This window comes from Paenibacillus sp. J22P165 (assembly GCF_059692015.1).
Genome location: NZ_JCAUAP010000023.1, coordinates 15,761 through 28,403 on the forward strand (window position 1 = coordinate 15,761; position 12,643 = coordinate 28,403).

Sequence of the window (12,643 nt, forward strand, 5' to 3'; positions counted from 1 at the left end):
CGGAAGAACCGAAGTTCCCCCGCCATTTATTTATTTCCCGGACACATCGATACGATTCACTGCTCTTTGTAAAGAAGCTTCAGCTCGTTTGAAATCTACGTTATCTTGCTTTGTTTCTGCAAGACGTTTCTCCGCACGCTCTTTCGCTGCTCTCGCACGATCGATATCAATTTGTTCAGGCAGCTCGGCGCTTTCCGCCAAAATAACCACCTTATCCTTGCGCACTTCCATGAATCCGCCGTTCACTGCGATGACTCCGTCTTTGGAGCCCGCTTTCTTCACAGTAATCGGTGCAATTCTAAGTGGAGTGACCAATGGAATGTGATTCGGCAGAATTCCAAGCTCCCCTTCAGTACCCTTCACGCTAACCATGTCCACTTGTTCAGCGTACACTTTGCGCTCCGGTGTTACAATTTCCAGTAGGAATGTACTCACTTGGATTCTCCTTCCTAAGCTAACTTAGCGAGTATGCAAATGCACCTTACAGCGTTTTAGCTTTTGCGATTGCATCCTCGATTGTGCCCACGTTGTGGAAAGCAACTTCAGGAAGATTGTCGTGCTTGCCTTCAAGAACTTCTTTGAAGCTGCGCACAGTATCTTTCAATGGTACATACAAGCCTGGGAATCCGTTGAACGGCTCAGCAACGTGAAGCGGCTGAGACAAGAACAGACGAAGACGACGCGCACGAGTAACGACCAATTTGTCCTCATCAGACAACTCATCCATACCCAAAATCGCGATGATATCCAGAAGCTCTTTGTAACGTTGAAGAATTTGTTTAACACCTTGTGCTACTTTGTAATGCTCTTCGCCAACTGTTTCTGGTGTAAGAACACGGGATGATGAAGCAAGCGGATCTACCGCAGGGAAAATACCTGCAGCCGCGATACTACGCTCCAAGTTCGTTGTTGCATCCAAGTGAGCAAATGCCGTTGCTGGAGCCGGATCCGTATAGTCATCGGCAGGAACGTAAATTGCTTGAATGGAAGTAACGGAACCTTTTTTCGTGGAGGTAATACGCTCTTGTAGTTGACCCATCTCTGTTGCCAGAGTTGGTTGGTAACCTACCGCGGAAGGCATACGGCCTAACAAAGCCGAAACCTCGGAACCTGCTTGTGTGAAACGGAAGATGTTGTCGATTAAAAGAAGAACGTCTCTTCCTTCTTCGTCACGGAAATACTCAGCCATTGTCAAACCAGACAAAGCTACGCGAAGACGTGCGCCTGGAGGCTCATTCATTTGACCAAATACCATCGCTGTTTTCTCAAGAACGCCGGAATCTTTCATCTCGTGGTAAAGGTCATTACCTTCACGAGTACGCTCTCCAACACCCGCAAATACGGAGATACCGCCGTGGTTTTGCGCAATGTTATGGATCAACTCTTGCAAGGTTACCGTTTTACCTACACCGGCACCACCGAAGAGACCGATTTTACCACCCTTAACGTAAGGGGCCATCAAATCAATAACTTTAATACCTGTCTCAAGAATCTCTGCTTTTGTCGACAAATTGTCGAAAGCAGGTGCTTCTTTGTGGATTGGGCTAGTTAGCGTACGATCAACTGTTTCGTTACCGTCAATCGGATCACCCAATACGTTAAATACACGACCAAGTGTTGCTGCACCTACCGGTACAGTGATTGCTGCGCCAGTATCTGTTGCTACAGCGCCACGAACAAGTCCATCAGTCGAGGACATTGCTACGCAACGTACGAGGTTGTCACCAAGGTGAACAGCCGTTTCAACCGTCATAGTAGACTGTTGTCCACCCTCGGTTTTTTCAATCTTGATTGCATTCAGAATTTCAGGGAGTTGTCCGCGCTCGAACTCAATGTCGACGACAGGCCCTGTAATATTCACAACGCGCCCTTTGCTCATGGTTTCCCTCCTAAGTAAAGCTTGTGTCTCTCTAGAGACCGTTTATCATTATGCGTTCGCGTTAGCACCAGCGACGATCTCCGAAATTTCTTGCGTAATCGAAGCTTGACGTGCACGGTTATAAGCTAATGTGTAGCTGTTGATCATCTTCGTTGCATTCTTCGTTGCTGAGTTCATCGCTGTCATTCTCGCGCCAAACTCACTTGCTTTACCTTCCAGAACAGCCGTGTAAATAAGCGTCTCAGCATATTTAGGGAGCAGCACTTCCAGAACGCCTTCCGGTGACGGCTCATACTCATAGCTAGCTGCAGCCACGCCGGATACATCTTCCATCGGAAGCAGACGAATCATGGTAGGAATTTGGCTAATCGCATTTTGGAACTTGTTGTAAATCAAGAACAGTTGGTCATACGTACCGTTAACGAAATTAGCAACCGCTGCAGTTGCAACAGGCTTAATATCCGCGAATTTCGGCGTATCCGGAACACCGGTTACTTCTTCAACAATCGGAATATTTCGTTTCGAGAAGAAATTGCTTCCTTTACGTCCGATTACGAAGACGGAGTACTCAGCTGTAGATTTATGATTTCCACGAATTTCAGTCATTGCTTTACGCAACACGTTGGCATTGTAACCACCAGCGAGACCACGGTCGGAAGTAATAACCAAATAGGCTGTTTTCTTCACTTCACGTGATTGTAGCATCGGGTGCTTCACGCCTTTGGTGCCAGCTGCAATGCTTGCAACCACTTCTTTCAACTTCTCGGAGTACGGACGTGCCGCTTCCGCTGATTGCTGTGCTCTACGTAAGTTAGCTGCTGCAACCATTTCCATTGCTCTCGTGATTTGCTTCGTGCTTTGTGTGGATTTAATTTGGCGCTTAATCTCGCGCATTCCTTTTGCCATACCTGCTCACCTCTCTTTTGAGGCTTAAAAAGCCTTCATTCGAAGACCTGAATTCAGGCGTCCGCCTGCCCAGGATTCACATGGTAGCAAGAGCTTCACTTGACATGAAGCCCTGCCTTCATGATTTATTCAGAAACAGCAAAGCTCTTTTTAAATGTATTGATTGCATCAACCAATGCTTTATCGTTATCCGCAGTAATATCTTTCGTATCACGAATGCTATTCAGAACTTCAGGACGGTTAGATTCCAAGAAAGCCAAGAATTGTGCTTCGAAACGCGTTACGTCTTGAACTGGAATATCATCCACATGACCTTTGACAACCGTGTAAAGGGAAGCAACTTGCTTCTCCAAAGACATTGGTTGGTGAACGCCTTGTTTCAAGATTTCAAGCGTACGAACCCCACGATCCAAACGAGCTTTAGTCGCTCTATCCAAATCGGATCCGAATGCGGCAAACGCAGCAAGCTCACGATATTGTGCCAAGTCTACACGAAGTGTACCCGCAACTTTTTTCATCGCTTTCGTTTGAGCGGAGCCCCCTACACGGGATACAGAGTTACCAACGTTAACCGCTGGACGCTGACCGGAGTAGAACAAATCGGATTCCAAGAAGATTTGACCATCTGTGATGGAAATTACGTTCGTTGGAATGTAAGCTGAGATGTCGCCTGCTTGTGTCTCGATGAATGGAAGCGCCGTAATGGAACCGCCGCCAAGCTCATCGTTCAATTTCGCAGCACGCTCTAGCAAACGGGAGTGCAAGTAGAATACGTCCCCTGGATAAGCTTCACGACCTGGTGGACGACGAAGCAAGAGGGACAACTCACGATATGCGGCAGCTTGTTTGGACAAGTCATCGTATACGATAAGAACGTGCTCGCCTTTGTACATGAAGTACTCAGCCATAGCACAACCGGAGTATGGAGCTAACCATAGCATAGGTGAAGGCTCGGAAGCGGAAGCTGTTACTACGATTGTGTAGTCAAGCGCACCAGCAGCACGAAGGGTTTCAACAACACCTACAACTGTGGATTGTTTTTGACCAATTGCAACGTAGATACATTTAACGCCATTGCCTTTTTGGTTGATGATTGCGTCGATCGCAATCGCCGTTTTACCTGTTTGACGGTCACCAATAATCAACTCACGTTGACCACGGCCAACTGGTACCATAGCGTCAATCGCTTTAATACCTGTTTGCATTGGTTCATGTACGGATTTACGAGCCATTACGCCTGGAGCCATGTTCTCTACAGGGCGGAATGCTGTTGTGTTGATTGGACCTCTGCCATCGACAGGTTGACCCAAGGAGTTAACTACACGACCTAGAAGTTCTTCACCAACTGGAACCTCCATGATACGGCCTGTACGTTTAACTTGGTCTCCTTCACGAATATCACGGTAAGGTCCAAGAATAACGATACCTACGTTGCTTTCCTCAAGGTTAAAAGCATAGCCTAGTACGCCGCTCGGGAACTCAAGCAGCTCGCCTGCCATAACGTTTTCCAAGCCGTGAGCACGAGCAATACCGTCACCTACTTGAATGACTGTACCTACATCAACTACTTGGATATCGGAATTATAGTTTTCGATCTGTTGTTTAATCAATGAGCTGATTTCTTCAGGTTTGATACTCAACGAACTTCACCCCTATTCTTACAGTGGTTATATTAAACTAACGCTTTGGCCAAACGATCAAGTTTGCCTGCCAAGCTTCCATCATATAAACGATCACCGATACGCACTTGAATGCCGCCGAGCAGCTTAGGCTCAACCACAGACGAAACACGGATCGTTTTACCAGTTACTTTACTGAAATGTGAAGCTATCTCAGCTTGTTGTGCATCCGAAAGTACGTATGCAGAGTATACAGTCGCACTCGCTTGACCAAGCGCTTCATTCGCAACTTTGGCATAATCGTTCGCCAAAGCAGAAACAATGGACTGTCTACCTTTATCAATCAAGACAAGCAGCGTGTTCCACACCGGTTCGGAAACTTTGCCTTCGAAAATCTGCTTCAGCAGGTCCGTTTTCGCGGTATTCCCGATGTTCGGATGGTTCAGGAACTTCTGCAAGTCTGCATTATCCCTAATCGCACTAGCTACAGATTTAAGCTCATCTTCAACTTGGGAAATAATATTCTTTTCCTTCGCTACTTCGAATAAAGCTTTGGCATAACGCTTCGCTACGACGATGTCACTCATACGTTGCCTCCTACCTCTTTGAGGTAATGCTCAACAAGTTCTTCTTGTGACTTTTCGTCGATTTGTTTCTCAATAATTTTGGATGCGATCAGAACGGACATCGCACCAACTTGGCTGCGAAGAGCGGCAACCGCTTTGTTCTTCTCATTTTCGATATCTTTAAGCGCTTCGTCTTTCAGACGGTTTGCTTCTGCACTAGCTGCATGAATAATATCATCCGCTTGCTTGGAGCCTGTGTGCTTCGCTTGCTCAATGATGTCGTAAGCTTCCTTACGAGTTTGTTGCAGCGCTTGCTTTTGTTCCTCCAACAGTTGCTCTGCCTGTTTACGGCTAGTTTCAGCTGTTTGAATTTGATCTTTCACCAATTGTCTGCGTTTCTCCATCATGCCGAACAGAGGACCGAACGCAAATTTAGAAAGCAACAAATATAAAATTAAAAACGCGACAAGTTGTATCCAAAATGTGGACCATTCAATATGCAAGTAACGTCACTCCCTTCTGATAACATGGGCAAAACGAAGGCGTGGTGGCGACTTCGGCCATCAACGCCAAGCGGTTTCTTAAGCTTTTCCCATAAAGATGAACGCAAGAACCAATGCAACGACCGGCATTGCCTCAACTAGACCTACCCCGATAAACATTGTTGTTTGAAGCGTACCACGAAGTTCTGGTTGACGAGAAATACCTTCCAAAGCACGACCTACGATCAAACCGTTACCAATACCTGCACCTAGTGCTCCCAAACCGAATACGATACCTGCTGCTACTAATGCTATTGCTCCCATTGATAAAATCCTCCCTTAAACTCTTAGGTTTTTTGTTGTTTTATAAGTGACTCGAGACTTCCCGAGGTAAGTCTAATGCTTAGTGCTTTTCTTCATGAATCAATGTTTGTGAGATATAAACCATGGTCAGCATCGTGAATACGAAGGCTTGAATCGCACCTACGAACACACTGAAGCCCTGCCATACGAAGAGAGGCGCAATTCCAAACCAACCTGCTCCAATAATGACAGATATCATGATTTCACCTGCATAAATGTTACCGTAAAGACGGAACGCAAGCGTAAGCGGCTTAGATACAACTTCAATTAAATGAAGGATCAACATTGCCCCTTTGAACTCAAAGTAATGCGCGAAGTAATGTTTCGTGTTACGAGTAATCCCTAAGTAGTGACTTAGTACGATAACAACGACTGTTAGTGCTCCTGTAACTGCGATATCAGCTGTTGGTGATTTCCACCAAGATACATGATCTTCCGTCACGATTGAGAAAGGAAGGCCGAGCATGTTGCCGATAAAGATATACATAATGAGCGTAAGACCAAGTGCGATAAATCCTTTGCCATGCTTGGAACCGATCGTGCTTCCAATAATGCCTTCTACGAATTCAATCGTCCATTCCATGAAGTTTTGAAGTTTCGAAGGATTTGTTACGGATGCTCGGCTCGCTCCTGCAATTGCGAGAATTAGCACGATAACTGTGGTAATCCCGATCATCAATAGTGCTGATGCATCGAAATCAATACCAAACCAATTATATATTGGCGCGTGATGTTCCATATTTTCCATTTTCACCCCTTTCATCCGTTGAAGTTACATCGTGGAATTACTTCTTAGACTTCTTAATAGAAAGAATACCCAATACGAGTGTTGCCAATTGAGCAAAAAAGTATCCAACAATCGTCGTGGTTAATGCAACATGTTCGGGATACCTGACGGCAATCAACCCAACAAACCCAGCGATTGCTGCCCTTGTCAAGAAGCCAAGGGTTACCTTGCGCCCTGACTGCTCTATCGCAGCTGCTGCCAGCTTGTTAATCTTCCAAGCTAAGAACCTCGCATTGATCATACTCGCACATGCTCCAAGCATTATCCCTGCAACGTAAACCCGGTAATCGACAAGAAGCGCCCATGCAGCCAAACAAAAGGATAAAAAGAAAAGAAATACGTTTTGAACCGTTTTCAGAGTGGCTGAAAAGTCGTCCATCATAGCCCTCCGTACCGCTTAATCATCAAGTAAATGCTCATGATGCCGGTTACAAGCCCAAGTAAAAATCCGACTAACAACCAGATCTGTCCACCTAGTACACCACTCAACCAATCACCGAAGAAATATCCGGCTGCCAAACATACGACAAGGTCTATGCCAATTGCACTAGTTAACGCTACTGCCCGCCAAGGATTATCATTGGAATTTGACCGTTTCATTGCACCCTCCTGGGTGTTTTCCACATGGGAAAACGCGTCTCGTAGCTCATCTCCTACGAATCCTCATTCATTGTATCGAAGCCATGCTAACTTTGTCAATTGACGGAACTTCATTTGTCACATCTCACAAAACTCCTTAGAGCCTTGCGGCTCTAGGGTTTGCGCTTTTTTAAACCGAACAGTTCAACTGTACGCTGTAGCGTTTGTCATGATTTTGTCACGGTTAGAAAGATTCCGGGCGTTCAGTCGTCCTACCGAAGTGATGAAGAATCGCTTGAACTATGCGTTCAGACGCTTTTCCGTCTCCGTAAGGGTTCGCAGCTTGGCTCATTTTATTGTACTGATCTGCATCTGTTAGCAACGCCTTAGCGCGCGTATAGACCACTTCTTCATCCGTGCCAACCAGCTCTAATGTGCCCGCTTGGATACCCTCTGGACGCTCTGTCGTATCACGAAGAACGAGAGCTGGTACACCAAAGGTCGGCGCCTCTTCTTGAAGGCCGCCAGAGTCCGTCAGAATCATATACGTATACGGATAGAAGTTATGCAGTTCGAAAACGTCAAGCGGATCGATCAATTTGATGCGTGGATGATTGCCTAAAATTTCATGGGCAGGTTCGAGAACCACCGGATTCGGATGAACCGGGTAAACGATTGCAATGTCCTCAAACTCATCAGCGATACGTTTCACAGCACGGAATATTTGACGATGCGGCTCGCCCTGAGCCTCACGACGATGCGCTGTCATCAAGATCAGCTTGCGACCTTCGGCCCATTCAAGAACTGGATGCTCGAATTTCTCCTGCACCGTGTACTTAAATACATCAATAGCCGTATTCCCGGTCACATAGATCTGGGACTCTGATTTATTTTCTTTGCGCAGGTTATCTGCAGATTGCTGTGTAGGCGCAAAATGAAGGTCTGCAAGAACGCCCGTTAATTGACGATTCATTTCCTCTGGATATGGCGACAATTTGTTCCACGTCCGTAGACCCGCTTCCACGTGTCCTACTTGTATCTGTTGCATAAATGCCGCATAGCTAGCCAGGAACGTTGTTAGTGTATCCCCATGAACAAGAATGAGATCCGGCTTCGCCTCTTTAAACACAGGCTCTAGTCCTTGCAGCACACGCATGGTAATCTCGTTCAATGTTTGGCGATCTTTCATTACATTAAGGTCAAAGTCAGGTGTGATTTTAAAAATATCAAGCACTTGGTCTAACATCTGACGATGCTGTGCAGTTACGCATACCAGAGACTCAATCTGCTCAGGATGCTTCTCCAACTCGAGAATGAGCGGAGCCATTTTGATAGCTTCAGGTCTTGTTCCGAAGATCGTAATCACTTTTAGACGTTTCATCGGTTTCTTCTCCCCTTAACGTTTCTGTTAAAGAAAACTAAGCTCGTAAGCATGAGCTTAAGTTTTCTTACAGGAAAACTGACTTCGTAAGCTTTACTTTTGTTCAAAAAATTAATCAGTGCCGTACAGACGATCCCCTGCATCCCCGAGACCTGGCACGATATAGCCATGATCATTCAAATGATCATCAACAGCTGCGACGTAAATATCAACGTCTGGATGTTCTTTTTGAACGGAAGCTACGCCCTCAGGTGCAGCAATGAGACACATGAGCTTGATACGTGTACAGCCTCTACGTTTCAGCACTTCAATCGCTGCGTTGGCAGATCCGCCTGTAGCCAGCATTGGATCGATAACTAATAAATCCCGCTCCAATACATCCGTAGGCAGCTTCACATAGTATTCCACGGGCTGAAGTGTATCCGGATCGCGATAGAGGCCAACATGTCCAACTTTGGCAGCTGGCATCAGCTTTAACACACCGTCAACCATACCTAAACCCGCTCGCAAAATAGGGATCAACCCCAACATTCTACCCGAGATCACGTGGCAATCTGCTGTTGTGACCGGCGTTTTTACTTGCACTTGCTGCAGCGGAAGATCTCTTGTAATTTCATAAACCATTAATGTAGCAACTTCATCGACAAGCGCTCTAAAATCCTTCGTTGTCGTGTTCTCATCCCGAATATAAGTAAGCTTATGCTGGATAAGCGGATGATCGCAAATATGTACTTTACCCATAAATTCCTCCTAAATTAAGCTTGTAGGTCAGGCAAACCTCGTCCATTATATCATATGTTATCCAACTTATCTGCTATAGAACCAACAATATGCACGGTTTTGCTTTGGTTATAAAATCATGGCAAAAAACCCTCATAAGCCGCACTCTCCAATCGGAGAATGCACACTGACGAGGGTGTAGAAGTAAGGTTTAGCTGGCGTCTATCAGCAATAACTGAACACCGGTCAGCCCGAAGCTGACAAAACAGTAGCGATCCGTCCAGATATGGTCGGCCCCTGCGTCAACCCACCCGATTTTATCGGTAAAGCTAGTCGGTCCGACGAAGGTTACTTCACCCTTTAGATGATGATGAGGGCCAAATGTGTTACGTCCACTGGTCAGCAACTCTATGTGAAGCTGCACGGTGGCTTCCGATACTTCCGCTGTAAGATCCAGTTGCTGGGCTCCCCAAAGAATCGTATGCGTGGTTCCTTCATTTACTGTAATATTCACAGCTGGACAGCGCATAGCGTCCCACTGTAGGACGAGCCTGCTCCCTTCGCGTATACGTTTGAGCACATACTCGGGTAAAGTAATGCTTTTGGCTGCACGGATGCCCCCTGCATAGAAGACCAATCCCTGCGTTGTGACATTCGTCAGAGACAGTTGCTTCGGCGGGGGAGTCAAAGTGAACGGGCCTTCCGTCCATAATGCCTCGCGTTCCGCCTGCTCCCAGCCCCTATGCGGTTGCACAGCGAAAGGACCTAGCACGTACACACTTTCGATCTCAACGTCGAATGTGAGCTTATTGCGAATCGGGGCCAAGTTGGCACCGGCCACACCGAAGAACCGGTACACCTCTTCGTTGCAGTAAAAGGTTCCCGACATGTGGATATCGTTACGTCCCTCTCGCACATAGTCACCGATCTTCAGCGTAGGGAAGCTGCGATCTCCGCCTAACCAACCGTCAGCGCTGTCTGCTTGGATAAGCTGTCCGTTAACCTCCAGCTTCCAGTGCTCAGGACGTTCGATCGCCAGCTTCCACAGCGAACGATCAGTGACCTGCATCAGGGCTGCATCTGTATCGAAAGTAAACGCCAACTCGATATGCACAGGCCGTTTCAGCGCGATACAATGCTCTTGGATATTCAGCACATACGTTGGAGCTGACCACTCGCCTCCATCTAAACGATAGGCAGCATAGTCTAAGGTTAGCGCATTAGGTGCTGACAGCTGATAGTCCCATGGGGCTTCCATGTCCACTTCAACGACTGATAATGTCTTCTCAGTGAGTGAAGGTAAAGCCGAAACTGGAACTGCTTCCGTTACAGCCTCACTGTCCCAAACCGCGAAAATCTTGGAGTCACCAGGCGCTAGCTTCAAACTTGACGACAGTGTGCGTGCGTCAGCTTCGCCTTTTCCCCCATTTTCCAAATCCATCTCCATCCATACTCGCCGATCTGACGCATGAATGTTCAACTCGACCGTCCCGGTATTCCCCGTATGCACAACATACAGCAATGTCACACCAGGCAAACGCCGCTCCTGTACATAAAGCTTGCGTAAAGCTTCTTGCGACGTATCCTCTCCCGGTAGCCAATCCCTGCGAACCTGCACATGCTCGGCTAAACCCTTTAATTCGGCAATATGAACCACACTATCGCTCATAAACCAAGATGCCAGCGACTCGCTCTGTTTGCCCTCCAGATAGAGAGGGGCTTCCCCCACCAAGATGACCTTTCCTCCCACTTCTACGAACGATTTCAGCAGTTCAAAGGTTGAAGCTTCTATCGTTAGCACATCACTTACAATGACCGTTGCATATTGTTGCGAACCGACCTGTAACATCCCGTCCAAAATACGCCCATAGTCTCGCATCAAAGATTCATCGCCGTAATCGAAATCACGCTGAAGCGCTAATAACTCCTCCGCTAACACATCCATGCGGTTCTGCAACTGTTCCACGTTACTTTTATCTTTCAAACTTTGCAACAGCCATGCCGATCGCATCGGATGCAGCACAAGAATGCCTGGAACGGCCTTCCCGAGCGTCAACAAATACGTAAGTCTAGCAAAGTAATCATTAAACTGGCTGTACACATCCCACCATGGTTGCTGAACGTACAGAGAAGGTGGGTAGTCCCGCTTGCGAACCCCACGAATCGAATACGATTGCAGATGTGGGCATAGACGATTCACACCTAGGACAAACTGCCATTCGGCGATCCTTTTCATCTCACGGAAACTCAAGTTCCAGCCGCAGCAACCGAAGGTTTCCGTGATCACGAACGGTTTATCCAACTGCCGCGCTACCGAAGACGCCTGCTTAGGCAAGATCACGCTGCGCGGCGTACGCCCCAGCATATCAATACCTGGCATATGCATTCGCTCGTACAGCGGCATGACTCCTGCCGTATACTGCATTTGGTCCATAAGGGTATCTTCGCCCATGAAATGACCTGTCAGCTGCCAGCCATGTGCTTCACACCAGTCTGCAACCAAGCGAACTGACGTTCGAAAACGCTCGCTTACCAGATTCCAGAACTGATAACGCGCTAGGTATGCGGCTTCTTTTTCAGACTCTTGTACTTCTGTAAGCAGCCAACCGATGGCATTCGTAATGGACTGCCCATAACGCAACGAATACTCCCGATCAAGATCAACCGACCATGGAATGCCCGAGAACTTAAACTCATCTGTGAATATGCCGGGCATAGTCCCCTCACCGAACCTGTCACCCAGACGCTGAAAATAAACCTCATGGCACGCCTGAAGAAAGGCATCCATCGCTTCAATAGAAAGGATATCAATATAGTAAGGATTCACTCGGCACATGACGGCCAGACCTACATCCCAATTTTCAATATCGCCATCCGTCTCTTGCACTCGCCATTGCTGCTCGTTTTCTAATCGAACCAGCAGGTACATAAAGTCGGGGTCCTGTCGAAGTACTTCCATCTGGTGCAAGGCGTTCTCTTTCTTAACTTGGATACGCTCCAGCGACTTTTGCTGATAAGAGGCCCCTAATGCCGGCACAACGCCATTCGCTGTTCCACTAGGCCATCCGTTCTCATCGTAACACCAAGCTTCAAGCCCTTGAGCTTTCGCCTCGTCCGCTGATACCTCGGTCGCATCTAGGAACTCCTCACCCATATAGGGAGTTAGCAGTCCCTGTCTTGTATGCATGAAGAAACCGCCTAACCCTGCACGTTTCATCTCGCCAATTTGCCTACGAAGTTCCTCGGGCTCTAGCTTATCGTTCCATGACCAGAAAGGTACGCTTCGATATGTAGCAGGCGGATTATGAAAAATGGATTCATCCAACTGATTTCGAGTTTTCTTGGATAGCAAAGCAACTCT

Annotated in this window: 13 protein-coding genes; all 13 read right to left on the reverse strand. The window is 47.1% G+C overall.

What is annotated here, in order from left to right:
• Positions 1-30: 30 nt before the first annotated feature.
• Positions 31-435: a F0F1 ATP synthase subunit epsilon gene (locus AC58QM_RS33615; protein ID WP_497289084.1), complete on the reverse strand. Its 405-nt coding sequence runs from the start codon at positions 433-435 to the stop codon at positions 31-33.
• A 46-nt stretch (positions 436-481) separates the two neighbouring features.
• A complete protein-coding gene (gene atpD, locus AC58QM_RS33620) occupies positions 482-1,879 on the reverse strand; it encodes a F0F1 ATP synthase subunit beta (protein ID WP_497289085.1) in 1,398 nt (465 codons plus the stop codon).
• 48 nt (positions 1,880-1,927) lie between these two features.
• Positions 1,928-2,785, reverse strand: coding sequence for an ATP synthase F1 subunit gamma (atpG, locus tag AC58QM_RS33625; protein ID WP_497289086.1), 858 nt, complete (start codon positions 2,783-2,785; stop codon positions 1,928-1,930).
• Positions 2,786-2,910: 125 nt separating this feature from the next.
• Complete coding sequence (gene atpA / locus AC58QM_RS33630) at positions 2,911-4,425, reverse strand: F0F1 ATP synthase subunit alpha (RefSeq protein WP_056611676.1); 1,515 nt, start codon at positions 4,423-4,425, stop codon at positions 2,911-2,913.
• Positions 4,426-4,457: 32 nt separating this feature from the next.
• Positions 4,458-4,991, reverse strand: a complete 534-nt coding sequence (locus AC58QM_RS33635; RefSeq protein ID WP_056611679.1) for a F0F1 ATP synthase subunit delta — start codon at positions 4,989-4,991, stop codon at positions 4,458-4,460.
• Positions 4,988-5,473, reverse strand: coding sequence for a F0F1 ATP synthase subunit B (gene atpF, locus AC58QM_RS33640; protein ID WP_056611682.1), 486 nt, complete (start codon positions 5,471-5,473; stop codon positions 4,988-4,990). The genes AC58QM_RS33635 and atpF overlap by 4 nt, the downstream gene beginning before the upstream one ends.
• Before the next feature lie 78 nt (positions 5,474-5,551).
• On the reverse strand, positions 5,552-5,776 hold the full coding sequence (gene atpE / locus AC58QM_RS33645) for a F0F1 ATP synthase subunit C (protein ID WP_028556930.1): 225 nt from the start codon (positions 5,774-5,776) through the stop codon (positions 5,552-5,554).
• Between the two features lie 79 nt (positions 5,777-5,855).
• Positions 5,856-6,563 carry a F0F1 ATP synthase subunit A gene (atpB, locus tag AC58QM_RS33650; RefSeq protein WP_310501116.1) on the reverse strand — a complete coding sequence of 236 codons (708 nt, stop codon included), beginning with the start codon at positions 6,561-6,563 and terminating at the stop codon, positions 5,856-5,858.
• 37 nt (positions 6,564-6,600) lie between these two features.
• On the reverse strand, positions 6,601-6,984 hold the full coding sequence (locus AC58QM_RS33655; RefSeq protein ID WP_497289087.1) for an ATP synthase subunit I: 384 nt from the start codon (positions 6,982-6,984) through the stop codon (positions 6,601-6,603).
• Positions 6,981-7,202 (reverse strand): AtpZ/AtpI family protein, encoded by a 222-nt coding sequence (locus AC58QM_RS33660; protein ID WP_497289088.1) that lies wholly within the window; start codon positions 7,200-7,202, stop codon positions 6,981-6,983. The genes AC58QM_RS33655 and AC58QM_RS33660 overlap by 4 nt, the downstream gene beginning before the upstream one ends.
• 223 nt (positions 7,203-7,425) lie before the next feature.
• Positions 7,426-8,562 (reverse strand): non-hydrolyzing UDP-N-acetylglucosamine 2-epimerase, encoded by a 1,137-nt coding sequence (wecB, locus tag AC58QM_RS33665; RefSeq protein WP_497289089.1) that lies wholly within the window; start codon positions 8,560-8,562, stop codon positions 7,426-7,428.
• A 111-nt stretch (positions 8,563-8,673) separates the two neighbouring features.
• Entirely contained in the window at positions 8,674-9,303 is a 630-nt protein-coding gene (upp, locus tag AC58QM_RS33670) for a uracil phosphoribosyltransferase (RefSeq protein WP_310501120.1), read from the reverse strand.
• Between the two features lie 190 nt (positions 9,304-9,493).
• The gene (locus tag AC58QM_RS33675; protein ID WP_497289090.1) at positions 9,494-12,634 is read right to left on the reverse strand and encodes a glycosyl hydrolase; all 3,141 of its coding nucleotides are present in this window, start codon (positions 12,632-12,634) and stop codon (positions 9,494-9,496) included.
• Positions 12,635-12,643 lie beyond the last annotated feature (9 nt).

Coding starts and splice junctions, on each gene's coding strand:
- atpD (WP_497289085.1), bottom strand. CDS start 1,879: ATGAGCAAAGGGCGCGTTGTGAATATTACAGGGCCTGTCGTCGACATT.
- atpG (WP_497289086.1), bottom strand. CDS start 2,785: ATGGCAAAAGGAATGCGCGAGATTAAGCGCCAAATTAAATCCACACAA.
- AC58QM_RS33635 (WP_056611679.1), bottom strand. CDS start 4,991: ATGAGTGACATCGTCGTAGCGAAGCGTTATGCCAAAGCTTTATTCGAA.
- atpE (WP_028556930.1), bottom strand. CDS start 5,776: ATGGGAGCAATAGCATTAGTAGCAGCAGGTATCGTATTCGGTTTGGGA.
- atpB (WP_310501116.1), bottom strand. CDS start 6,563: ATGGAAAATATGGAACATCACGCGCCAATATATAATTGGTTTGGTATT.
- AC58QM_RS33655 (WP_497289087.1), bottom strand. CDS start 6,984: ATGATGGACGACTTTTCAGCCACTCTGAAAACGGTTCAAAACGTATTT.
- AC58QM_RS33660 (WP_497289088.1), bottom strand. CDS start 7,202: ATGAAACGGTCAAATTCCAATGATAATCCTTGGCGGGCAGTAGCGTTA.
- wecB (WP_497289089.1), bottom strand. CDS start 8,562: ATGAAACGTCTAAAAGTGATTACGATCTTCGGAACAAGACCTGAAGCT.
- upp (WP_310501120.1), bottom strand. CDS start 9,303: ATGGGTAAAGTACATATTTGCGATCATCCGCTTATCCAGCATAAGCTT.